Raw genomic sequence first — 23,182 nt, 5'->3', positions numbered from 1 at the left:
CCGCAAACCTCGTCACCGCGAAGATCACCGCCATGAACAGTTCCAGCACCCATGTCGTCTGCCCGCATTGCCAGGCAGTCAACCGCCTGCCCAGCACGCGCCTGGCCGAGCGGCCGGCCTGCGGGCAGTGCCATAAGCCGCTGTTCACCGGCCACCCGGTGGAGCTGAGCCAGCAGAGCTTTGCCCGCCACATCGAGCGCAACGACCTGCCGGTGGTGGTGGACTTCTGGGCGCCCTGGTGCGGTCCCTGCAAGGCGATGGCCCCGGCCTACGAGGCCGCCGCCGCCCAGCTCGAACCCGGCCTGCGCCTGGCCAAGGTCAACACCGAGGTCGAGCAGGGTCTGGCGGCGCAGTACAACATCCGCAGCATCCCCACCCTGGCGGTATTCCGTGGTGGCCGCGAAGTCGCCCGGCAGGCGGGCGCGATGCCGCTGCCGCAGCTGCTGGCCTGGGTGCGGCAGGCGGCGCGCTGAGCCGCCGGCCGGGACCGGCTACGTCGTCTGCCGGCGTTCCGGAGCCCAGGGCAGCTCGCGGCCACGGCCGGTCAGCTGCCGGGTGATGGCGCTCTTCAGCGGTGGCAGGCGATTGGCCACGCCCAGCAGCGCCTGGCGGGCGAAGCGCGCCGGGGCGCGTTCGTCGGTGTAGAGGCCGACCAGCAGATTGGTGCCGTAGTAGAGCGGCGCAGTGGCGCGGCGGTGTTCGGACTGGTAGCGCTCCAGCACCGCCAGCGTGCCCAGGTCGCGGCCCTCGCGGCACGCCGCCGCCAGCGCCCGGCTCAGCGACTCGATGCCGTACAGGCCGAGGTTGAAGCCATGCGCGGTGACCGGATGCATGCCCACGGCGGCATCGCCGACCAGGGCAAAGCGGCGGGCGACGAACTGCTGGGCGTAGACCGCCACCAGCGGATAGCTGTGGCGCTCGCCCACCAGCTGCATCTCGCCCAGGCGACCGCCGAACTGCTCGGTCAGCAGGCGCGCATAGTCCGCGTCCGATAGCTGGCGCAGGCGCTCGGCCTCGTTGCTGGGCGCGGTGAGCACCGCCGATACCCGATTGCCGGTGAGCGGCAGCATCGCCAGCGTGCGGCCATGACCGAAGCATTCGTAGGCGATGCCCTGGTGCGGCCGGCTGTGGCCGAGGTGGCAGACGATCACCTCGCGACCGAAGTCCTGCAGATCGGCACCGATGCCCATCTGCCGACGGCTGTCGGAAAGCCGGCTGTCGGCCGCGACCAGGAGCCGCGCCCGCAGGCGGCGGCCGTCGGCCAGCTGCACCCGCGCGGCGTCGATGCCGACATCGAGCTTCTGCACCTGCACGCCGTCGAGTATCTCGATGTTGGCCTGGCGGTCGGTCACCACGTAGGCGGCGCGGCGGATCAGGTGGTTGGGCACCAGATAGCCCAGGCCGCCGAGGCCGGAGGCGCTGCTGTCGAACCGCAGCGCGCGCGGCGATTCGCCATTGAGCACCCGCGCCTCGCGGATAGTGGACACCTCCGCGGCCGGGATTTCTGCCCAGATTCCCAGCGACTCCAGGATCGTCACCGCACGATGGGTGAGCGCAATCTCGCGGCCATCCGGCGCCGCCGAGGCCAGCGCCGCGCGCGGCTGGCGCTCCAGCAGCTTTACCCGCAAGCCCTGCCGCGCCAGCGCGCAGGCCAGGCTCAGGCCGGCCGGGCCGGCACCGATGATCAGTACCTCGGCGTCATCGGCGACGGCGCTGGCCACTGCGGGCCCGGCAGCGCTCATGGCTGGCTGACCGCGGCCTGGCGTTGCAGCTGGCCCGGCAGGGCGGTGCGCGTGCCGTCGAAATCGGTCCAGCAGCGGCGCTGGTAGTCATAGAGCTTGCACAGTCGCGCGGTCTCGAAGTACCAGTGCCAGGAAAAGTCCTGGATCACGATGCTGCCGGGCAGGCGCTCTTCCAGGATGCGCTGCGCGGCCTTGAGCCGGTACAGCGGCACGCTCATGTCCACATGGTGCGCGGTGTGCTCGAAGATGTGGTGCAGCAGCCAGCCCAGATCCACGCCGCGCCAGGGCCGCAGCCGCAGATGCACGGTGGTGGTGACGAAGGGCTGCGCCGCCGACCACTCGGCCTTGTCGGCATGCCAGGCGATCTCGGGATGGGTGTGGTGCACGTAGATCACGAAGCCGATCAGCGCGTTCCAGACCAGCCAGGGCAGCGCGAAGCCGGTGGCCAGCAGCAGACCGGCCGACTGCCCGCTGGCGCGCGCCGCCCATACCAGGGCGCCCATCCACAGCAGCGCAAAGGCGCTCACCAACAGACCGTCCCAGACGAATACCGCGCGCCGGCTGGGCATTTCGCGGCGGCTGGGGAAGTACATGCGCCGCCACCAGATTTCGACCATGTAATAGAGGCCCGGCCCCCAGCCGCTGCGGTAGACGCGCTCCAGCGCCTGGCGCCAGTGTGGCAGCGCGCGGTACTGCTCGGGCGTGAGCGGCTCCCAGACCATGTCGAAGCCACGCAGATTGGTGTAGCCGTGGTGGACGACGTTGTGGCCGACATCCCAAAGGCTGTACGGCGTCAGCGAGGGCAGGAATACCAGCCGCCCCAGCGCCCGGTTGAGCCCGCGGCGCGGGGTGAAACTCTGGTGGCAGGCATCGTGGCCGAGGATGAACAGCCGGCCAATCACCAGACCGGCGATCACTCCGAACAGGAGCTTGAGCAGCAAGGGCTGCAGCCAGATGGTGGCGGCCAGCGCGGCCGCGAACAGGCTGTAGTCCAGCAGCACCAGGGCCAGCGCACGCGGGGTGCTGCGCGCCGACACCGGCAGCAACCAGCTGCGTAGCACCTTGCGGTGCGGAATCGTGAACGGCGCGGACGGCGCCAACTGGGCAATGGACATGGAAACAAGACCTCGGCCGGAGGACCGGCAGCGTCGGCATCCTGTCCCGGCGCCGGGTCGCACAAACTGATCCAGATCAATTTGCGCGGCTGACCACCCGCAGAGGCTTGAACGAAGGGGTATTGTCGGCATATTGGTCTGCACGACTGCCCACAAAGCCGGTGTTCCACATGAAGAAACTGTTACCACTTCTGGCGCTGCTCGGCGCCTCCCTGCTCTCCGGCTGCGGCTACAACACCATGCAGCGGCAAGACGAAGGCGTGAAAGCGGCCTGGGCCGAGGTGCTCAACCAGTACCAGCGGCGCGCCGATCTGGTGCCCAACCTGGTCAATACCGTGAAGGGCTATGCGCAGCAGGAGCAGGACGTGCTGCTGGGCGTGACCGAGGCGCGCGCCAAGGTCGGCAGCATCAACGTCAGCCCGGAGATGGTCAACGACGCACAGGCGCTGAAGAAATTCGGTGAGGCGCAGGGCGAGCTGTCGAGCGCGCTGTCGCGGCTGTTGGTGGTCACCGAGAACTATCCGCAGCTGAAGTCCGACGGCCTGTTCCGCGACCTGCAGGCGCAGCTGGAAGGCACCGAGAACCGCATCACCGTGGCGCGCAACCGCTACATCGCGGCGGTGCAGGAATACAACACCACCGTGCGCAGCTTCCCCAACAATCTGTTCGCCGGCATGTTCGGCATGCAGGTGAAGCCCAGCTTCACCGTGGAAGACGAAAAGGCCATCGCCCGGCCGCCGACGGTGGACTTCTCCGCCCCGCCGCAAAAATGAGCTTGCGTCGTCTGCGCCTGGGCGCGTTCGCGGCCCTCTGGCTGCTGGGCGGCGCGCTGGCCCACGCCGAGCTGGCGGTGCCCGAGCTCAAGGCGCGGGTCACCGACCAGACCGGCAGCCTGAGCGCCGAGCAGAGCGGCGCGCTGGAGCAGAAGCTCGCTACTTTCGAGCAGGCCAAGGGCAGCCAGATCGCGGTGCTGATCGTGCCCAGCACCGAGCCCGAGGCGATCGAGCAATACGCCCTGCGCGTCGCCGAACAATGGAAGCTCGGCCGCAAGGGCGTCGATGACGGCGCGCTGCTGCTGATCGCCAAGAACGACCGCGCGCTGCGCATCGAGGTCGGCTACGGTCTGGAAGGCGCGCTGCCCGACGCCATCGCCAAGCGCATCATCGCCGAGACCATCACGCCCTACTTCCAGCAAGGCGATTTCTATGGCGGCATCGACGCCGGCACCAGCCAGATGATCAAGGTGATCGAGGGCGAGCCCCTGCCGGCGCCCAAGCAGCGCGACAGGCGTGGCGGCAGCCAGGCCGAGCGGCTGCTCGGCTCGCTGTTGCTGCCGTTCATGGTGCTCTACGTCATTGGGCAGGGCCTGCGCCGGATGATCGGCAGCTTTCCCGCCTCGCTGCTGGTCGGCGGCGGTACCGGGCTCGCGGCCTTCCTGATTCTGGGTTCCGGCCTGATCGGCCTGGGCATGGCGCTGTTCGCGATGATCGTGGCCCTGCTGCTGTACAGCGGCGCGGCCGCCGGCCTGCCCATCCATGGCGGCTACGGCGGCGGTCGCGGCGGCGGCTTCGGCGGTGGTGGTGGCGGCTTCAGCGGTGGCGGTGGTGGTTTTGGTGGTGGCGGCGCATCGGGGCGCTGGTGAGATGAGCACTTTGCAGAGACTGATGACCCATGCCTGCACCGGCGATCTGGCCTTGCGGCGCAGCTTCCCGCCGGCAACGCTGGCGGCCATCGAGAGAGCGATCCGCGACTGCGAAAGCCGCCATGCCGGCGAGATCCGCTTCGCCGTCGAGCCGGCACTGAAGCTGGCGGCGGTCTGGCAGGACCAGGGGCCGCGCCAGCGCGCCCTCGCCGCCTTCGCCGAGCTGGGCGTGTGGGACACTGCCCACAACAACGGCGTGCTGATCTATGTGCTGCTCGCCGACCAGGCGGTGGAGATCGTCGCCGACCGCGGTGTCTCCAGCCAGCATGTCCCGGTGGGCGAGTGGGAGGCGGCCTGCCGGCTGATGGAGGGCCACTTCCGCAGCGGCGCCTTCCGCGAAGGCTCGATCGCCGGCATCGAGGCGGTCGCCGACGTGCTGGCACGCTACCCGCCGGCCTTCCCCGACGCCGGCAACGAACTGCCGGACGCACCGGTCTTGCTGCGCTGAGGGGCTGCGCCCGCGCGCCTGCCTGAGCTACACTGTCGCCGTCATTGGGGAGTAGCCGCTCTTCCACCCGAAGAGGTTTGCGTCAACACACTTGGCCCGCAGGCCATGGCGCAGGCAGTCGTTCCCTTAGCTTGGCAAGACCTTTGACCACGACGCCTCCGATGGCCGGGGTAGCGGCGTGGTCATTCGTCCGCTGCCGGCCCTGGAACCCCTTATGGAATCCCTCTTCGTCTCTACCGGTGTCGTCGCCCTGGCGGAAATCGGCGACAAGACCCAGCTGCTCGCCTTTCTGCTCGCCGCCCGCTTCAAGAAGCCGCTGCCGATCGTCGCCGGCATCCTGGTCGCCACCCTGATCAACCACGGTCTGGCCGGCGCGCTCGGCGCCTGGATCACCGCCAGCTTGAGTCCGGAAGTGCTGCGCTGGGTGCTGGGCCTGTCGTTCCTGGGCATGGCGGCCTGGACCCTGATCCCCGATTCCATCGAGGACGAAGAGACCAGGACCGCGCAACGCCTGGGCGTGTTCGGCGCCACCCTGGTGACCTTCTTCCTGGCCGAGATGGGCGACAAGACCCAGATCGCCACCGTCGCCATGGCCGCCCACTACGGCACGCCGCTGCTGGTGGTGGCCGGCACCACCCTGGGCATGCTGATCGCCGACGTGCCGGCGGTGTTCGCCGGCGACAAGCTCGCCAACAAGATCCCGATGAAGCTGGTGCACGGCATCGCCGCCGCGATCTTTGCCGCGCTCGGCCTCGCGACCCTGCTGGGCGCCGGCGCTAAGCTCGGCTTCTGATCGCGACAGTCCAGCGGAGCCCCCATGCACAGCGACAATCTGCCGGCCTGGCAACACCATCATTCCTTCAACGCCAGCAGCGAATCGGCGGAGAAAAGCACGCGGGTGGTGATGTGGATCACCGCCGCCACCATGGTCGTCGAGATCCTGGCCGGCTGGTGGTACAACTCCATGGCCTTGCTGGCCGACGGCTGGCACATGAGCTCGCATGCGGTGGCCATCGGCCTCAGCGCCGTCGCCTATGCCAGCGCGCGCCGCTATGCGAGCGACCCGCGCTTTGCCTTCGGCACCTGGAAGATCGAGATCCTCGGCGGCTTCGCCAGCGCCATCTTTCTGCTCGGCGTCGCCGCCATGATGCTGTTCGGCTCGGTCGAGCGGCTGTGGTCACCGCAAGCGATCCATTATCGAGAAGCCATCGTCATCGCCGTGCTCGGCCTGGTGGTGAACCTGGTCTGCGCGCTGATTCTCGGCAAGGCCCATCACCACGGGCATGGTCACGATCACGGCCATGGGCACGGCCATGCGCACGACCATCCTCACGGTCATGGTCACGGCCACGACAGCCACCAGGATCTAAATCTCAAGTCTGCCTACGTGCATGTGATCGCCGACGCCGCCACCTCGGTGCTCGCCATCGTCGCCCTGATCGGCGGCTGGCTGTACGGCTGGTCCTGGCTGGACCCATTGATGGGCATCGTCGGTGCGGTGCTGGTCGCGGTCTGGGCCAAGGGCCTGATCGCCGATACCGGCAAGGTGCTGCTGGACCGCGAGATGGATCACCCGGTGGTCGAGGAGATCCGCGAGGTGGTGGAAGCCGGTGCCGAGGGCGAAGAAACCAAGATCACCGACCTGCATGTCTGGCGCGTCGGCAAGGGCGTGTATTCCTGCGCCCTGACGGTGGTCACGCACGACCCCAAGCTGACCGCCGAAGACCTCCGTGCGCGGCTGGCGGTGCACGAGGAGATCGTCCACTCGACCATCGAGATTCACGTCTGTCCGGATCAAGCAAGCGCCGGGCACTGACTCCGGCGTCGCGACGCAGGTCGTCGGTGCGCGCGATCCACGCTGGCAATCAAGCTGAGGCGGCCAACTTGACCTACGTCAGTTTCTCTCCCAGCACCCAGGCCTAGCCTAGCTGCGTCTCCATTCCGGCCTCGCGGGAGCGCTCATTACAAATGCGCGCTCCCGCTGGTCGGCCTTTAATTCCAGGCTCATGGATTCGGGCGCAGACTGCGGACTCTGGCTCCGGGGCCTAGGTGGCCGGTGGTGGTGACGGCTCTGCCGCCGCCAGCTCCGCGCGCCCAAGCAGCGAGGTGGCTGATGTTGCAGGACTTGTTGACCGAACAGGACCGCTATTACGACGGCGTGCTGCGCGACAAGTACGCCAAGGGCGAGGAGCGCAGCGTCGACGAAGTCTTGCAGCGCGTGGCGCAGGGCCTCGCCGAGGCCGAGGCGCCGGAACAGCGCGCCCACTGGCAGGCGGAATTCCTCACCGCGCTCAAGGCCGGCTTCTACCCGGCCGGGCGGATCATGAGCGCCGCCGGCACCGACATCCAGGCGACGCTGATCAACTGCTTCGTGCAGCCGGTGGGCGATTCCATCGCCCAGACCCGCGACGGCAAGGTCGGCATCTACACCGCGCTGCTGCAGGCGGCGGAGACCATGCGCCGTGGCGGCGGTGTCGGCTACGACTTTTCCAGCATCCGCCCGCGCGGTGCCAAGGTGCACGGCACCCAGAGCCGCGCCAGCGGGCCGATCAGCTACATGCGGGTGTTCGACCGCTCCTGCGAAACGGTGGAATCGGCCGGCGCCCGGCGCGGCGCGCAGATGGGCATCCTCCGGGTGGACCACCCGGACATCGAGGCCTTCATCGCCGCCAAGGATCTGCGTGAGCCGGCGCGTCAGCTGGCCGCCGCCGGCTACAGCGGCAGCGAGCTGGACGCGCTCTTGCAGAAGCAGCGCACGCTCGCCAACTTCAACCTCAGCGTGGCGGTCAGCGATGCCTTCATGGCCGCCAAGGACCGGGGCGAGGACATCGAGCTGGCGCACGCCGCCGAACCGGACCGCAGCGAGCATCCCGACGCCTACCAGCGCGCCGACGGGCTCTGGGTGTACCGGCGCGTCAACGCCACCACGCTCTGGGACCAGTTGCTGCGCACCACCTACGAAACCGCCGACCCCGGCGTGGTGTTCATCGACCGCATGAACGCCGAGAACAACCTCGCCTACTGCGAGCGCATCGAGGCCACCAACCCCTGCATCACCGCCGATAGCTGGGTGCATACCGACGAAGGCCCGCGCCAGGTGCGCGAACTGCTCGGCCGGGCGTTCGTGGCGCGGGTGGATGGCGAGTCGCATGCCGCCAGCGCGCGCGGTTTCTTCGTCACCGGCCACAAGCCGGTGCTCAACCTCTGCACCGAGGAGGGCTATCGGCTGCGGCTCACCGCCGACCACCCGGTGCTGAGTCTGCGCTGGATGGGCCGCTGGACCCAGGAGCCGGTGTGGAAGAAGGCCGGCGAGCTGCAGCCGGGCGAGCTGATCGTGCTGCACGACCATCGCGACCAGCCGCAGTGGCCAGGCGTGGAGAGCCGCGAGGAGGGCTATCTGCTGGGTCTGCTGCTGGCCGAGGGCCAGTTGCGGACCGAGGCGGCGGTGCTCTCGCTGTGGGCGCGGCCGCTGGCGGTGGGCGGCGATCAGGCGCAGGACGGCATACGCGGGGTGATGACCGAGGCCTTGCACTGCGTCGCCAAGCTGGCGCCCAGCGCGCCGCTGCCGGACTGGCTGCCGCAGGCCGGACGTGGCGAGTGGCGCCTGTCGCTGCCGGTGCTGGCCGATCTTGCCCAGCGCATGGGCCTGGGCGAGGGACCGACCCGGGTGACGCCGGCCATGGAGCGTGCCTCCAGCCAGTTCTACTGCGGCCTGCTGCGCGGCCTGTTCGACGGCGCCGGCCAGGTGCAGGCCAGCGCCGGCAAGGGCGCCAGCCTGCGCCTGAGCCTCGCCGACTACGGCCAGGCCGAGGCGGTGCAGCGCATGCTGCTGCGCCTGGGCATGGTCAGCAGCCTGCATCACGAGCGCCGGCATTGGGAGCTGATGCTTTCCGGCGACAACCTGGCGATCTACGCCGAACGCATCGGCTTTGCCGATGGCGAAAAAGCCGCGCGCCTCAGCCAGCGGCTGGCCGGCTACAAGCGCGGCCTCAACCGCAGCCGCTTCGCCGCGCGGGTGGCGAGCATCGAGACCGGCCCGGAGGAGACCGTCTACGACTGCCAGATTCCCGGCATCAACGCCTTCGATGCCAACGGTCTTTACGTGCACAACTGCGGCGAGCAGCCGCTGCCCGACTACGGTTGCTGCTGTCTCGGTTCGCTCAATCTGGCGCTGTTCGTCACCGAACCCTTCACCGAACAGGCGCACCTGGACTGGCCGCGCCTGAAAGCGACCGCCGCAGTGGCGGTACGCATGCTCGACAACGTGCTCGATCTCACCCACTGGCCCCTGCCCGAGCAGCAGCGCGAGGCGATGAACAAGCGCCGCGTCGGCTTAGGGTTCACCGGTCTGGGCACGGCGCTGATGATGCTGCGCCAGCGCTACGGTTCCGAAGAGGCGGTGCAGCTCACCGCCGAGATCGCCCGCACGCTGCGCGACAGCGCCTACGAAGCCTCGGTGGCTCTGGCGAAGGAACGCGGCGCGTTCCCGCTGTTCGACGCCGACAAATATCTGAAGAGCCCCTTCGTGCAGCGGCTGCCGGAGCCGCTGCGCGCGGCCATCGCCAAGCACGGCCTGCGCAACAGCCATCTGCTGTCGATCGCTCCCACCGGCACCATCTCGCTGGCCTTCGGCCGCAATGTCACCGGCGGCATCGAGCCGGCCTTCGCCTGGGAATACCGCCGGCGCAGCCGCAACCGCGATGGCGAGGCCATCGAGTATCCGATCCAGGACTACGGCTACCGCCTGTACCTGCGCATGGGCGGCGATGCCCAGAACCTGCCCGGCTATTTCGCCAGCGCGCAGACGCTCTCGCCGGCCGACCACCTGCGCATCCAGGCGGCGGTGCAGCCCTATGTCGACTCCTCGATCTCCAAGACCGTCAACGTGCCGGTGGAATGCGGCTTCGAGGAGTTCAAGCGCATTTACGACCTCGCCTACGAATGGGGCTGCAAGGGCTGCACCACCTACCGCCCCAACGACATCACCGGGGCGGTGCTGAGCGTGACACCCGCGCCCAGCGCCGATGCCAAGAACCCGACGCTGGAGCTGAGCGCCGCCAGCCTCGACCAGCGTCTGCGTCTGGAATCGCTGCCCTCGCCGCCCTTGGCCTCGCTGAAGTGGCCGGGGCGGCCGGAATTCGCTGGCGGCAACCCGGCCTGGACCTACATGGTCGACGCCGGCCCCGGCTGCCGCTTCGCGGTGTTCGTCGGTCACACCAAGAACGGTCACACCCGGCCGTTCGAAGTCTGGGTGAACGGCGCCGAGCAGCCGCGCGGCCTGGGCGCCACCGCCAAGCTGCTGTCGATGGACATGCGCTCCGACGACCGCGCCTGGCTGCAACTGAAGCTGGAGGCGCTGGTGCGCACCCAGGGCAATCCGGTGCTGGTGCGCATGCCGCCGGCCGGCGAACCGCAGCTGCTGGCCAGCCCCACCGCCGCGCTGGCGCGGCTGGTACTGCACCGCTGCCAGGAGCTGGGCGCGTTCAGCGAGCCGGGGCCAACCCCGGTGGTGGACGCCCTGCTCAGCCGCGAGGAGCCGCTCACCGGCACCGACGGCACCATGTCCTGGACGGTGGACGTGAAGAACGCCAACACCGGCGACGACTGCGTGCTGGTGGTGCGCGAGCTGCAGCTGCCGGACGGCGAGCGCCGCCCCTATGCCGTCGGCCTCTACGGCGACTACCCGAAAGACCTCGACGGTCTCTGCCGCCTGCTCAGCTACGACATGCGCGTGCTCGACCCGGCCTGGATCGGCGAGAAGCTGCGCAAGCTGGTGTCCTACCCGGAGACCGGCGGCAGCTTCTTTGCCCGGGTGCCCGGCAAGGTCAAGTCACAGATCTACCCCTCCACCGTCGCCTACCTCGCCGAGCTGATGCTGCACCGCTACCACATGCTCGGCATCCTCAACGCCGAGGGTCTGCCACAGACCCCGCTGGGCGTGCTCGCCGCGCCTCATAGCAGCAGCAGCGCACGCAGCCCGGCGCTGCCCGGCAAGCCCTGTCCGGAGTGCGGCGTACACGCGGTGGTGAAGCGCGACGGCTGCCAGAGCTGCACGCATTGCGGCTGGGTGGGCAATTGCGGCTGAGCATTGTTCGGATGGCCACAGGATGCCAGTTTGGTGAATATGCTGAGCTGATCTGAAGGGCATACCTCGCATCCTGTCCGCCGCGGCAAGCATCAATACGATGACTGAGCGGTGCAGTACAAAAGCGACATCGCAATGCTGTTCGGCAAGTTTCCCTTATCGCGGATGCAGCGCCGTCAGAATGTGACCCCGGCATGTTTGGCGGGCTGGAGCTATTCACGACCCCTGCCTCCCCGCATTCGGACATGGGGCTAGGTTGTCCGAGGCGGAGCTCTTTCAGCGGACGTCCGTCCTTGTACGGTCACCGCTTTGACGTGCACGGCAATCTGTCGGACGACGTATTCGGCGTCCTCGCCGACACCGCCGAGCAGCGGCGAGCGCCGGCGGCGTTGATAACGCAGTCCCAGGAACGCCAGCCCCGGCACGTCGACCGCCAGGCCGCTCCGGTGGACTGGATAGCCGTCGAGGCCGAAGGCCGGCAGCTCGATCCATGAATGATCCGGCCTGAAACCCGTGCACCATACGATCGCCGAAAGTTCGCCGGCAGACGCTCCATCGTCCAGTCGCGGCACTCCGCAGGACACGGACTCGACGCGTCCGACGCGCCTTACACCGGCGTGGGCGAAGCTGGCGGCAGGGATGCCGATGAGCGGATCCGCGGCAAAGCGATGCGTCTGACGGCGCCGCCCACGCATGGTGTCGACCGACGCGCGCAACACAGTGGGCCAGATCCAGTCGTAGATATCACGACCCAGAAGCCGCCGCGGCAAGGCACCGACGTCCGGACCCGACAGCAGGACTTCGCGCCCGGCGTTGGCCAGTTCAAGCGCGATCTGCCCACCGGAATTGCCCGCGCCAACGACGAGTACGCGGCCCGATGGCAACTGCGACGGACGACGATACCCGCTGGAGTGGATCTGGACGATGTGCGGCGCAATCGAGTGCGACAGCGCCGGCACGTAGGGCCGGTGGTTCGTCCCGGTCGCGACGATCACCGAGGATGCGGTCAGGGTCTCGCCGTCCCGTGCGTGCAGGACGTAGCCACTTCCGTGCCTGCGCAGAGCCGCTACGTCCAGGTTCTCACGCACCGGCAGTGCGAATCGCGCCGCGTAGGCGCGCAGGTAGCGGGCGACGTCATCCTTGCCCGGCAAGTCGTAAGGGCGTCCCGGAAAGGGCATCCCCGGCAGAGCGTTATAACGTGCCGGCGTGAACAGCCTGAGACTGTCCCAGCGCTGCGCCCATGAATCGCCAACAGCGGCCGACTCGAGAAGGACAAAGTCCAGACTCGCGCGCCGCAGGTAGAAGCCCGCCGCCAGGCCGGCCTGGCCGGCGCCAATCACGATGCTGTCATAGTGCTTCACGGCTGTGCTCCTTCGATGATGCCGCCGGTCAGCGCGCGGAGGAATGCCTCAAGCTGGTCCAGCTCGGCGCGGTTGAGCCCGAGCGGCCGCAGTTCGGTGTGGCCGGCGGGCGCCGCGGGTGCGCGGTTGTAGTGATCCAGTACCTGTGTGAGGGTCGCGAACTGGCCGGCGTGCATGTATGGCGCCCGCTCGGCGACATTGCGCAGGGACGGCACCTTGTATGCACGCTCGTGCTCGCGGCCCGGCGCGGCGAGGAAGGCCAGCTCGGGGCAGTGCCCCTGCGCGTCGCTCCAGCGGCTGGTGCAGCTGAATTCGTCACTGCGGGCTTCCGAGATGCCGGTGATCCGGCCGCGATCCGGCGAAGCGCCGCGCGGCACGCCGGTGTTGTGGAACTCGTTGTTGGTGAGCAACGGGCCGTTATGGCACTGCGTGCAGTGGGCCTTGCCGGTGAACAAGGCGAGCCCTGCGCGTTCATCGCCAGTGAGCACGTCCTGCGGCGGAACTCCGGTTCGGTCCGACTCGGCAATGTAGCGATCGACGCGTGAAGGCCCGTAGTGGATTGTGCGTTCGTAGGCCGCGATCGCCTTGCCGATGTTGACGAATACTTTCGTCACCGCCTCGCGCTGTGGCTGTGCGAGTGCCTCCCACACCGCGCGTGCCTGGGCATCGGCAACCGGCCCAGCGGCAAACGGTACGTCACGCATGTCGGGCAGGGATCCGAAGATGCGTTCGTACTCGCGCCGATAATGCTGCTCGACGATGTGGGCGTACTGCGCGCGACTGCCACCGTGCTCGACCGGACTTTCGAGCGGCCCGAGCGCCTGCGACCACTGACTGTCCTTGCGTCCGTCCCAGAACAGGAAGGGACTGCTGGCGGTGGAGACAACCGGCATCGTGCGGCGAGCCGTCGTACCCACGCCTTTGCCGAGGGCGATCCCATCCTGGAACTGTCGCTGCGGGTCGTGGCACGACGCGCACGCGACGCGGCCGTTGGCGCTCAGCCGCGGATCGAAGAACAGACGCCGCCCGAGCTGGGCCGCGGCCGGGTCGGCGGCATAGCGGTTGCTCGCGTCCGGCGGCAGCGGCTCGAGTCCGTCGAGAACAAGGTCGACCACAGTCGGTGGAACCGCCGCGCCGGCATCGGCGAGCGCGGTGCCCAGAACCAGCAGAGCGGCGACGATTGGCGCCGAAGCGCGCAGGGGTATCATTGGCGTCTCCGTCACAGATCCAGGTTGAAGGTGACCGTGTCCGTCCCTGCCTCGGCCTGGATCGCGAGCTCTAGCTCCCACCAGCCGCTCATGTTGAAGCGAAGGCCGTCGATCTCGTACACACCATTGCCCAGCATCCGCGATACGCGCGGTTGCGTCGGCAGGCCGTGGCCGTGCTCCGGCATGCCGCCGCCCACGGCGATCGTCGCGTGCTCGACTGGCCTGCCGGCTGCGTCAACGACCCGGACCGACACCGTCTGCAGGCGGCGTTTGCGCAGCGGCTCGCCAACCTGGAGGGTTGCGACGTACAGCTGGCTGACCGATGCGCGCGGTCCGCTTCCGAACTCGTCGGCGGCGGGACGGTGCTTGCCGTCATGGGCGGGGGCGTGGCCGCATGCGACGATGGTGGCGAGCGCACCGACTGCCACCAGGAAGCGGCGGAGAAGCTTGGGCGCGGTGGCGCGCTGTGGAGTTGCGTGGTTCATAGGGGTTCCGGTCTTTTCAGTGAGGTGCGCAAGGTCGTGCACGACGCCGAGCAAGATAGGAGTCCGCAGCCGCCGGGGATTGAAGAAGGACGGCCTCTTTCTTGAACGATGCCGATGTCGAACTTGAACAAACCGGCTGCCAAGGCGGCAGACTTATCCACAGCCTCGCGGAGACCGACACGTTGGTATCTGTGGGACGGTGGGTTCATCGCGCTGGGCGAAGGTGGCGGCGAGGTGCCTGCGCACGCTCACCACGCGATCCAGGTGTACCTCGCGATCGAGGGCACAGCGGCAATCCGCCACCCGGGCGGTGATTGGCGCGAGGGGCGCGGTCTGATCGTGAAACCCGACGTCTCGCACGGGTTCAACTTCCAGGCAGCGACGGGAGCGCTGTTGTTCGTGGACGCGGAGTCGAGTGAAGGTCTGTGGTTGCGCTCCGCGCTGACTCAGGACATCACGGTGGTTCCGGACGCCCGGCTCGGGGCCTGCGCGCGCGAGCTGCGTACGTTCTGGGAAGACCCGCTCGCCGCACTGGATCCGGGCGATCTCATACGGCACTGCGTGGCTTCGCTATGTCCGGGCGCACCCCCGACCCGAAAGATCGATACTCGCGTGAACACGGTCCTGCGCACGATCGTCGAGTCCGATGACCTCAGACTGTCGCTCGAGTCCGCGGCCAGGCGGGTTCATCTGTCGCCGGATCGCTTCGCCCACTTGTTCAAGGAACAGGTCGGACTGCCGTTCCGGCGCTACATCCTGTGGCGCAAGGTCACGCGCGCGATGCTCGCGATCAGTCGGGAGCGGACCATCAGCGAGGCGGCGCACGGCTCGGACTTCGCGGACGCCGCGCACCTCACGCGCACGTTCGGCGAAATGTTCGGCATGCCGCCATCGGTCATGATGCGGGGGGACTTCTTCACGATTCCGTCGCCATTCGAGCGTCCGGACTGAAGGGCGCGCGACGGGTCGTCGCTCAGAACAACGTCACGCCCCTACAGGCCACGCGCCCACCCGGCAAACAGAACCACGAAGCCGCCGATCTCGCCTGCAGTCAGCAGGATCATGTACGTGCTGATCGCCGCGCCATGAACCTGGCGGGTGCCCAGCACGTGTGGACGGCGCAACTGGTTGTCCGTATCGCGCAGGCAGCCGTGCACGATGTACGTTGCGATTGCGGAAGCAAAGAAGACTACGGGAACAGTCACGGCGATCTGGTTCACCCATTCCGGCCAGGTACTGCGCTCTGCAAACTCAAGGAGCACGAGGCAGGCAAAGGCGTACATCAGCGATGCCCGATGCGCGATATCGACATACACCGGCGCCTGCGCGTCCGGGCTGCTCGAGATGCAGCGGTATTTCCAGAGACCAGTCAGCAGTCCGCAGATGAAGAAGAGTCCGCTGCCGATCAGGGCGATTTCAACCGCATTCATGTGCTTCCTTCCAGATTCAGGTGGTTTCTACGTGCTTCGCCATCACCGGCGCGACGCCAATCATCGCTTCCCGCGTGACGATCGCGGCCAGTTGCCCCTCGCTCCAGCCCTGCGTTTCCACGGGCCGCATCGGCAGCACCAGGTAGCGCGTCTCGGCGGTGGTGTCCCACACGCGGATCTGGGTCTCGACCGGAGGGTCGAACCCCATCTCGTGCAGCACCGCGCGCGACTCGCGGACGACACGGGAGCGGTATTCAAAACTCTTGTACCAATCCGGCGGCAGGCCCAGAACCGGCCAGGCAGTGCAGGAGCACAGCGTGCAGACAATCATGTTGTGGACGGCCGGCGTGTTCTCGAGAACCACGATGTACTCGCCCTGCGGCCCCGAGTAGCCGAGCTCGGCGCAGGCCGCGGTGCCGTTCTTCAGCAAGCGTGACCGATAGTCGGGGTCCAGCCAGGCACGCGCCACCACGCGGGCGCCGTTGCGCGGACTCCAGTCCTCCACCGCCGTCTTCGAAAAAAATTCCTGATACGGCCTGAAGCTCGGCTCCCGCGCGGTGACCGCAGCCTGCAGGGCCTGTGCACGACGCTCTGCACTGGCCACGGCATGATCGGCCGGCAGGAGCGCCAGCCCGGGTGTTGTGAAGTCCGGTGCCTGCGGCTTGCGCAGACGACGATCGAGGGCTCTGAAAGGGGCCTGGATCCGCCGTGAAAGACGCAGCAGCTTGAGCATTCCATCGAGCTTGTTCATGCCTTCTCCAGATAGCTTTGCCACAGGTCGACGACGACCGCCGAGTTCTCGGCCGCGTCGTCCCACAGTGCGCGGGCATCGAACTGAACGTGATAGGTCGGCTCATGCCGCGGCGCCGGTGCATGAGCGGCCGCGTCTGGGAACGAGAACGGCGGCGCCACATGGACCACCACGCCACGCTTGCCGCGCACATAGGCCGGCATGCGGATATGACCCGAGGTCCGCAGCGTGCGGACGACGACCGTGTCGCCGACCGCGAATCGGGTGGGCTGCGGTGCCGGAACCTCGGCGGCGGCAGTCGTTGCGACCGGTCGCGCCAGCGGGAAGCGACCGCGCGCGCGATGCTCCAGCTCTGCCTGCGTCACCAGGCCTTTTTCGACGTACAGGCTCGCGACGCCGGTGATGATCCGCTCGTAGTAGGACGAGGCGAGGTACTGCTGCGGCTCGATGCGTTCAATGGCGTGCCGGGCGTCGTCCCAGTTGAACATCCGCAGCACGTCGATTCCATATCCACCCAGCGCATAGCCCAGGGCTTCCCAGGGATGATGGAAGACGGGTTCGTCGCGCTCGACCGTCACAGCGCCAAAGCCCGGGGTCCCGCCCATGTCATGTACCCCATCCATGTCGATCCTCCGTCGTCCCGATCAGCCCAGATCCAGGGCGGCGTCGAGATAGAGCGGCAGATCGAGCCTGTGGTGATCCTGCGTGTAGCCGCCACCATCGCCCAGACGCACCATGACCATGTTGCGGTCGGGGATCACCGCGACGTACTGCCCCTGGTAGCCCCAGCCGTAATAGACAGTGTGTCCGCGATGCTGCATGCGCCACAGCTGGTAGCCGTAGCGTTCGGTCCTGGCGCCCGCCGCGTCGTTTAGCGGCGCCGCGCTGATCGCTTCGACCACATAGCGCGCCGGCACCAGCTGCTGGCCGTTCCACCCGCCGTTGTTGAGATAGAGCTGACCCAGGCGTGCATAGTCACGGGCGGTCGCATAGAGGCAGCAATACGCGCGTTCCATGCCGGCGGCGTGATCGAGGCTCCACAACGCCGGCTGTTCCGCGCCGAGCGGCTTCCACAGTTTGTCGGACGCGTAGTCGCTGAGGCTCTGACCCGTGGCACGGGTCAGCACGAGGCCGAGCAGGGCGGTGTTGCTGCTGTCGTACTTGTGCGTCTTGCCGGGCTCGCCGACGATGCGGAAATCCGTCAGCAACAGGCGGGTGAGGTCATTGCCGAAATGCGCGCGCGCCGGAAACGCCAGCGGATTGTCGTAGTCCTCGACGAAATCGGTGGCGGCACTCATCGTCAGCAAGTGCCGCAACGTCAGCTTCGCCCGCTCACCCTGCGAGAATTCGGGGATGAAGTCGCCGACCGGCTGGTCCAGGCTGCGCAGCCTGCCCTCCGCGAGGGCAATGCCGGTCAACGTGCCCACGAAGGTCTTGGCGACCGAGTTGGAGTTGGTCCGTGAGTGCATATCAAAGCCGGGCCAGTACATCTCCCTGCTGATGGCGCCGTTCTCGATGACCAGGAAGGCCGCCGTCCGATAGGCGGCCATCCGTGCCTCAACATCCTTCGGCAACGCCACGCGGTTGTAGTGCTCCGCCAGCGGCCATGGCTGCGGCGTGCCGACCGCGACTTCGCGCACGTGGTGGGTCAGCGTGCTGCCGGTATCGGTGATCGGCGGCGTCAGACGGCCACGGAGATAAAGATCGCGGACTGCCGTCAGCACATGACCGTTGCCGCTGAGTACGGCGACGAGGCAGAACAGGCCGATCGCGGCGACGATGAGGGCAGACAGGCGGTAGAGCGTTTTCATGGATGGCTTTCTTGAGTGACCGCGGGCAGCAGCATCGCCACCAGAGCGACCTGTGCCAGAACCAGTGCGGCGTTGACTAGGAACATCGTCGGCAGGGTTCCCACCCAGACGCTGACGACAAAGATGGCGATGCAGACAGATCCGATAGCCAGGATCAGCTTCAGCAAGGGGCGATATCGGAGAGGGTCGCTAGCGATGATGAGATTCATCAACGCATAGCCCATCACCATCGCCCCGATCAGCTGCAGCTGGCTGATGACGAACGGCGATTCCAGATCAGGCCCCCGGATGCCCAGCGCGTGGAAGAACTCGCGATGAAAGAACCAATGGCTGAGGGAGAAGTAGACAAACTCGACGATGGCGCTGATCCAGAGCGTCGCCTTGAGCGAGCGCAGATTCCTCATGCCGTCTGCCTCGTCGCCGCCGGGCCGGCACCTCGGCCCAGCAACACGCCCAGACCCACGGCGAGCGCCGCGTCAATGGTCAGACAGAACCCCGGCCACCACACCGGAACACCGGCGTTGTCGATGAACATGCCGTGCGTGAAATCGAACAGGCCATGCGCGAACAGCCCGATGGCGACCCACCAGAGACTGACTCTGAAGCCCATGACAGCCACGGCCACAAAGACCGACATGGCCAGTACTTCAAGGGCCGCAGCCCGCAGTGAGCCGCCCATCGCGGCGAATAGCAAGTAGTAGGAGGCGATGACGATGAGCACGGTCGGATAGAACGCCCGATCCCGACCCAGTCCGACCAGTGCCGCGAAAGCCAGAATGAAGACGCCCAGTCCCGCGCCGATTAGGTATTCCACAATGTTCTCCTGAAGTGATGCCGAACCCGGTTGTCGCGTGCGCGTGATCTGCGCCGGTTCACTCCGCGTAGGGATTCAGCTTGATCATCAGCGGCAGTCCCACCTGGACCAGCAGAGCGGCCCGGGAAGTCGGGCGCAACGACTTTTCCTTCGCCATGAATCCGATGAATTCCCGGTTGAGCTTCTCGCGGGGATGTTGCTGCAGCACCGCCTGTCGGTACGTCGACTGGAAATCGTAGTAGCGCGCTCCCACGACATCGCAGGCCGTACCCTGCTGCAACAGAAATGCCTCGTGACCGTCTGCGGCCGTCATGTGGCCGTTCATGTGCAGGCAGATCATGTCGGCCAGTGGCTCTATGCGCTCCTCACTCCAGCCAGCTTTGCGCATCACGCCGGCCGCAGCGATCGCGGAATCGCCCGCAAAGCAGCTGCAGCTGGCGTACTGGCCGTGATGTCGCGCAGTCATGCCTAGGTCATGCAGCAAACAGCCCACCAGCAGGAACTCAGGATCGTATTCGAGCCGGTCAATCCGGGCGAAGGCCGCACCCCAGAGATAGGTGCGGAACGAGTGCTGGATGACGCCGGGGCTGGCGCAGCTTTCCAGCTCATCCAACGCATGCTTGACCGCCGCGCTATCGGGGATCGGAATATCCGCGAGTGCGAGCGGATGATCTTTTCCGGAACGAAACAGGCTCTTGATCACACCACCGACGCCGGGCGCGAGCACCTGCCGCAGCAGCGTCAGGCGCGAGCGTAGCGTCATCTTGCCCTGGGTCTCCCTCAACCAGGCGATCGATCCGATTTTTTTCTGCGACATAGGGGCTCCTCAGCGATCCACTTGCGGATGCAGCACGCAGTGGACTCTAGGCACGCGCACATGCCCCGTCTTGAACAAAACCGCTACCGCTCAGGTTTGATCGATCCGCATCGGGAGAAGAATCACCTCGCTGGCCTGGAACAGGCCGGGGGTGATGCCGAGCATCTCGACAAAGGTTCGGGTCAGATGCGCCGAGTCACTGAATCCAGCCTCGAGGGCGGCATCAACGATGCGCTCGCCCCGACCCAGAAGTTCGGCTGCGATCCACAATCGTCGCCACCTTCGGTAACGTGCTGGGGCGCCGCCGACGGTGGATGTGAAAATGTGGCTGAACCGGCTGTGCGACAGGCCCACTCCGGAAGCGATGGCCTCCAGTCGCGTGTTCTCGGGTCTACGCATCTCCCCGACAACCGCCGTGACTCTTGAATCGGCCGAACACGAGCCGTCGAGCACGGGAACGGTCTTTAACGAGCGTATGGTTGCCTCATCACCGCCGTCGAGTCGTCTGCAGAGGGAGACGAGCGCGCGTATCGCTCTCGACCCAGGCAAGGAAGAATTCGGAAATGCGCCGGCATCGGCGTAGTAAAGACCGACGCGCGCATCGTCCGCGAGCACCTGATGCAAGCTACCCGGCCGAACCGGCAGCAGGCGACCGCTGCGCCGACTGCCATCACCGTCGACGACGTCGACCGAGCGATCAAGCCCAATCACGAACTTGTAGGCCAGATGGCGATGCATCGGCGTGCGTCCGCCAGAGCCCACGAACAAAGCGCAGGCGTCGCCCAAGACAATCTTTCCGGTCCAGCCTTCCATGGAGACACCTTAGCACCTGAATTATTCCGCTTGAATCGCCGCCGCATGCGCGAGCCGCGTAGCGATTCTGTTCAAGACGCACCGTGTCGTGAGACTTACCGTCCTCTGCGGGATACACGATTGATGAGGATGCCAATGTCAGCGATACAGGAATCACCGAGTCTGCGCGAGTTGACGCGATGATGCGCTCGCCGTTGTGTAGCTGGTTTCTGGGAGCGGCCTGGATGCTGGGCGGGGCGACCGCGACGGCCGCAGCGGATGCGAAGCCCTTGCTCGCGCCGCAAGATCTGCTCATCCGCCATGCGCGCCTGTGGGACGGAACTGGAGCCACGGTGAGGCCCGACGTCTCCATCCTGATCCGAGGCGGGCGCATTGCCCGGATCGGCGATATTGCAGACGCGCCCGGGATTGCGGTTCTGGACGTTCACGGCGACACAGTGCTGCCAGGGTTGATCGACGGACATGTGCATGTGTCCCTCAATCCAGGGAGCACACAGCGTTCGGATACGACCTCAGAATCACTGGATCTGCGCCACCAGCATCTGCGCGCTTACCTCGCCTGTGGCGTGACCACCGTGCTGGATACCGGCATCACGGCCACCGACGCGCGCGAAGTCGACGCCTGGCTAGCCGCTGGACATGCGGGCCCGCAGGTCCTGATGCTGATGCCCGCCCTGACCACTCCGCAGGGCTACGCCACCTTTGCCAGCATGGGCCAGCCCTTCGTGGGCGTGGCCCGCGCGCAGGATATCGAGGACCGCTTCAGCGAGAGTCATGGACTGCCGGTGGCGGGCGTGAAGGTTTTTATGGAAAGCGGCTTCGGCCCGGTGCCAACCCTACCGGTGCATGATCTCGCGATGCGCAAGGACATCGTCCGCGCCGCCGCCAAACGAGAGCTGCCGATCTACGTACATGCATTCGTCGAAGCAGACCAGAACCTGGCACTGGACATGGGCGCACATGCGCTGGTGCACGCGGGCTTCACCGAAGAACTACCTTCCGCACAGTTCGTCCGGCGCCTGGCCGCATCCGGCACCTATGTCGTGTCCACGATTGCGATCGAAGATGCCTTGCTGACCGGTTTTCATCCCGAGCGGCTTGAGGACCCGCTGCTGCGCTTGACGGTTCCGCTGATCGAGTTGAAGACCGCCGCCGATCCCCGGTCGCGTCGGGAACTGTCGAGCCGGTCGATGGCAATCATGCTGCCGCGGTGGATGCCGACCTTCCTGTATGCACCTCTGGCGCGTCTGCTGGCAACCGAAGAAAAAATGCGCAGCTGGCGCAGCAATGTGCTGCGCACCGTCGGCTTGATGCATGCCCGGAAGATACCTATTGTGATGGGTAGCGATTCGGGGAACTGGCCGATCATTCCGTACGAGTTCCATGGACCGACCAGCCTGCGCGAGATTGAACTTCTTGGAGAAGCAGGGCTAATGCCGCATGAGGCCCTCGCGGCCGCGACCAGAGTAGCGGCCGCGATGCTGGGAAAAGGGGACGACATAGGCACCATTGAGGCCGGCAAGCGCGCCGATCTGGTCGTCGTCCGCGGCGATCCGCTGCGCGACCTAAGTGCGTTACGCAATATCCAGTGGACGATACGCAATGGCGTATCGCGCACACCGCAGCAGTGGATGGGTAAGTCAGCCCCGGCGCGTACGCGCTGACCTGGGTCAACGCGGATCGCGGCTCAGCGGCCGCAAGCTGAGGGGTGAAACTTGGAGCCGCCCGTGTCCGCCGTACCCACTCCCACCCGCCGACGCCGCACCGAACCCCTGCGCTGCACCGGCTGCGAACGCGGGGTCGACTGCCTCGGCGCCGCGCTGGACGAGGGCAGCGCCGCCGGCCGCATGAGCCGCACCGGCCTGGAGCGCGGCGACCATCTGTATCGCATGGGCGAGCCCAGCGACTCGCTGTACGTGGTCAGCGGCGGCGCCTTCAAATCCTATGTGGTGACGCCGGATGGCGGCGAGCAGGTGCTGGGCTTCGTGCTGCCGGGCGATGTGCTGGGCATCGACTCGCTGACCCATCCGCATTTCCAGAGCAGCGCAGTGGCCATCGCGCCGGCGCGGGTCTGCCGCATGCCCGCCGAGGCCATCCGCCTGCGCATCGGCGAATCGCCGGACTTCCGCGAACGGCTGACCGCGCGCATGGGCCGCGAGATCCAGCGCCTGCAAAGACTGCTGCACCTGGGCCGCTGCACGGCGGAGCAGCGGGTGGCGGTGTTCCTGCTCAATCAGAGCGCGCAGACCGAGGGTGTCGGCTTCGCCGGCCGGGCGCAACGGCTGCCGATGTCGCGCCGGGACATTGGCCAGTTCCTGGGCCTGGCCACTGAGACCGTGTCGCGGGTATTTACCCGTCTGCAGGACAGCGGCGCGCTGCGCTGCCGGCGCACCTCCATCGAGATTCGCAATGTCGAGCGCCTGATGGAGATCGCCCGGGTGGGCCTGCCACTGCGGCGCGGCGGTTGAGCGGATTGCGGATTGCGGATTGCGGATTGCGGATTGCGGATTGCGGATTGCGGATTGCGGATTGCGGATTGCGGATTGCGGCGAAGTTGCCACCGGCCGCCGCCGCTGCTCAATCCCAAATTCGCAATTAGG

At 67.0% G+C, this 23,182-nt stretch carries 23 protein-coding genes and 1 riboswitch; of the genes, 10 read left to right on the top strand and 13 right to left on the bottom strand.

All coding sequences use genetic code 11. The features are described from left to right. Positions 1-32: 32 nt before the first annotated feature. Positions 33-473, top strand: coding sequence for a thioredoxin TrxC (trxC, locus tag AC3WT6_RS03420; RefSeq protein WP_492652156.1), 441 nt, complete (start codon positions 33-35; stop codon positions 471-473). Between the two features lie 18 nt (positions 474-491). Here trxC and ubiM read toward each other — a convergent pair whose 3' ends face one another. Next, positions 492-1,742 (bottom strand): 5-demethoxyubiquinol-8 5-hydroxylase UbiM, encoded by a 1,251-nt coding sequence (gene ubiM / locus AC3WT6_RS03415; RefSeq protein ID WP_492652155.1) that lies wholly within the window; start codon positions 1,740-1,742, stop codon positions 492-494. Next, positions 1,739-2,857 carry a fatty acid desaturase gene (locus tag AC3WT6_RS03410; protein WP_492652154.1) on the bottom strand — a complete coding sequence of 373 codons (1,119 nt, stop codon included), beginning with the start codon at positions 2,855-2,857 and terminating at the stop codon, positions 1,739-1,741. The genes ubiM and AC3WT6_RS03410 overlap by 4 nt, the downstream gene beginning before the upstream one ends. Before the next feature lie 170 nt (positions 2,858-3,027). Here AC3WT6_RS03410 and AC3WT6_RS03405 point away from each other — a divergent pair, with 170 nt between their 5' ends. From AC3WT6_RS03405 to AC3WT6_RS03380, 6 genes are all read left to right on the top strand, one after another. Continuing rightward, positions 3,028-3,630: a LemA family protein gene (locus tag AC3WT6_RS03405; protein ID WP_492652153.1), complete on the top strand. Its 603-nt coding sequence runs from the start codon at positions 3,028-3,030 to the stop codon at positions 3,628-3,630. After that, positions 3,627-4,499 (top strand): TPM domain-containing protein, encoded by an 873-nt coding sequence (locus AC3WT6_RS03400; protein WP_492652152.1) that lies wholly within the window; start codon positions 3,627-3,629, stop codon positions 4,497-4,499. Before AC3WT6_RS03405 ends, AC3WT6_RS03400 begins: the two co-directional genes overlap by 4 nt. A gap of 1 nt (position 4,500) precedes the next feature. Then, positions 4,501-5,007, top strand: coding sequence for a TPM domain-containing protein (locus AC3WT6_RS03395; protein ID WP_492652151.1), 507 nt, complete (start codon positions 4,501-4,503; stop codon positions 5,005-5,007). A 29-nt stretch (positions 5,008-5,036) separates the two neighbouring features. Next, positions 5,037-5,212: riboswitch (yybP-ykoY riboswitch) on the top strand. Positions 5,213-5,221: 9 nt separating this feature from the next. Further along, positions 5,222-5,800 carry a TMEM165/GDT1 family protein gene (locus tag AC3WT6_RS03390; RefSeq protein WP_492652150.1) on the top strand — a complete coding sequence of 193 codons (579 nt, stop codon included), beginning with the start codon at positions 5,222-5,224 and terminating at the stop codon, positions 5,798-5,800. A gap of 24 nt (positions 5,801-5,824) precedes the next feature. Then, positions 5,825-6,823, top strand: coding sequence for a CDF family Co(II)/Ni(II) efflux transporter DmeF (dmeF, locus tag AC3WT6_RS03385; protein ID WP_492652149.1), 999 nt, complete (start codon positions 5,825-5,827; stop codon positions 6,821-6,823). Positions 6,824-7,120: 297 nt separating this feature from the next. After that, positions 7,121-11,092: a ribonucleotide reductase barrel domain-containing protein gene (locus AC3WT6_RS03380; protein ID WP_492652148.1), complete on the top strand. Its 3,972-nt coding sequence runs from the start codon at positions 7,121-7,123 to the stop codon at positions 11,090-11,092. A 251-nt stretch (positions 11,093-11,343) separates the two neighbouring features. On the opposite strand, the gene AC3WT6_RS03375 is transcribed toward AC3WT6_RS03380, so the two are convergent. The 3 genes from AC3WT6_RS03375 to AC3WT6_RS03365 are packed head-to-tail and all read right to left on the bottom strand — an operon-like array spanning position 11,344 to position 14,200. Next, positions 11,344-12,453 (bottom strand): flavin-containing monooxygenase, encoded by a 1,110-nt coding sequence (locus AC3WT6_RS03375; RefSeq protein ID WP_492652147.1) that lies wholly within the window; start codon positions 12,451-12,453, stop codon positions 11,344-11,346. Further along, complete coding sequence (locus AC3WT6_RS03370; RefSeq protein ID WP_492652146.1) at positions 12,450-13,661, bottom strand: cytochrome-c peroxidase; 1,212 nt, start codon at positions 13,659-13,661, stop codon at positions 12,450-12,452. Before AC3WT6_RS03370 ends, AC3WT6_RS03375 begins: the two co-directional genes overlap by 4 nt. 11 nt (positions 13,662-13,672) lie before the next feature. After that, positions 13,673-14,200, bottom strand: coding sequence for a FixH family protein (locus AC3WT6_RS03365; RefSeq protein ID WP_492652145.1), 528 nt, complete (start codon positions 14,198-14,200; stop codon positions 13,673-13,675). A 54-nt stretch (positions 14,201-14,254) separates the two neighbouring features. Between AC3WT6_RS03365 and AC3WT6_RS03360 the strand changes: the two genes are divergently transcribed. Further along, positions 14,255-15,097 (top strand): helix-turn-helix domain-containing protein, encoded by an 843-nt coding sequence (locus tag AC3WT6_RS03360; RefSeq protein WP_492652144.1) that lies wholly within the window; start codon positions 14,255-14,257, stop codon positions 15,095-15,097. A 41-nt stretch (positions 15,098-15,138) separates the two neighbouring features. On the opposite strand, the gene AC3WT6_RS03355 is transcribed toward AC3WT6_RS03360, so the two are convergent. The 8 genes from AC3WT6_RS03355 to AC3WT6_RS03320 all read right to left on the bottom strand — a co-directional run bounded on the left by AC3WT6_RS03355 (position 15,139) and on the right by AC3WT6_RS03320 (position 20,582). Then, positions 15,139-15,576: a hypothetical protein gene (locus AC3WT6_RS03355; RefSeq protein ID WP_492652143.1), complete on the bottom strand. Its 438-nt coding sequence runs from the start codon at positions 15,574-15,576 to the stop codon at positions 15,139-15,141. Between the two features lie 16 nt (positions 15,577-15,592). Continuing rightward, positions 15,593-16,327, bottom strand: coding sequence for a nitrile hydratase subunit alpha (nthA, locus tag AC3WT6_RS03350; RefSeq protein WP_492652142.1), 735 nt, complete (start codon positions 16,325-16,327; stop codon positions 15,593-15,595). Beyond that, the gene (nthB, locus tag AC3WT6_RS03345) at positions 16,324-16,950 is read right to left on the bottom strand and encodes a nitrile hydratase subunit beta (RefSeq protein ID WP_492652141.1); all 627 of its coding nucleotides are present in this window, start codon (positions 16,948-16,950) and stop codon (positions 16,324-16,326) included. The genes nthA and nthB overlap by 4 nt, the downstream gene beginning before the upstream one ends. A gap of 21 nt (positions 16,951-16,971) precedes the next feature. Continuing rightward, positions 16,972-18,138 carry a serine hydrolase domain-containing protein gene (locus AC3WT6_RS03340; RefSeq protein ID WP_492652140.1) on the bottom strand — a complete coding sequence of 389 codons (1,167 nt, stop codon included), beginning with the start codon at positions 18,136-18,138 and terminating at the stop codon, positions 16,972-16,974. Continuing rightward, on the bottom strand, positions 18,135-18,542 hold the full coding sequence (locus tag AC3WT6_RS03335) for a hypothetical protein (protein ID WP_492652139.1): 408 nt from the start codon (positions 18,540-18,542) through the stop codon (positions 18,135-18,137). The genes AC3WT6_RS03340 and AC3WT6_RS03335 overlap by 4 nt, the downstream gene beginning before the upstream one ends. Further along, the gene (locus AC3WT6_RS03330) at positions 18,539-18,952 is read right to left on the bottom strand and encodes a hypothetical protein (protein ID WP_492652138.1); all 414 of its coding nucleotides are present in this window, start codon (positions 18,950-18,952) and stop codon (positions 18,539-18,541) included. Before AC3WT6_RS03330 ends, AC3WT6_RS03335 begins: the two co-directional genes overlap by 4 nt. Before the next feature lie 58 nt (positions 18,953-19,010). Continuing rightward, positions 19,011-19,769: an HD domain-containing protein gene (locus tag AC3WT6_RS03325; protein ID WP_492652137.1), complete on the bottom strand. Its 759-nt coding sequence runs from the start codon at positions 19,767-19,769 to the stop codon at positions 19,011-19,013. A gap of 90 nt (positions 19,770-19,859) precedes the next feature. Further along, the gene (locus AC3WT6_RS03320; protein WP_492652136.1) at positions 19,860-20,582 is read right to left on the bottom strand and encodes a helix-turn-helix domain-containing protein; all 723 of its coding nucleotides are present in this window, start codon (positions 20,580-20,582) and stop codon (positions 19,860-19,862) included. Between the two features lie 179 nt (positions 20,583-20,761). Here AC3WT6_RS03320 and AC3WT6_RS03315 point away from each other — a divergent pair, with 179 nt between their 5' ends. Together AC3WT6_RS03315 and AC3WT6_RS03310 are read left to right on the top strand one after the other, a co-directional pair. After that, positions 20,762-22,246 carry an amidohydrolase family protein gene (locus AC3WT6_RS03315; RefSeq protein WP_492652135.1) on the top strand — a complete coding sequence of 495 codons (1,485 nt, stop codon included), beginning with the start codon at positions 20,762-20,764 and terminating at the stop codon, positions 22,244-22,246. 63 nt (positions 22,247-22,309) lie between these two features. After that, positions 22,310-23,050, top strand: a complete 741-nt coding sequence (locus tag AC3WT6_RS03310; protein WP_492652134.1) for a Crp/Fnr family transcriptional regulator — start codon at positions 22,310-22,312, stop codon at positions 23,048-23,050. Positions 23,051-23,182 lie beyond the last annotated feature (132 nt).

It is taken from the genome of Stagnimonas sp. FW305-C-60 (assembly GCF_058782965.1).
The sequence above is the reverse complement of the archived record's forward strand: the minus strand, read 5'-3'. Positions and strand labels throughout refer to the sequence as shown.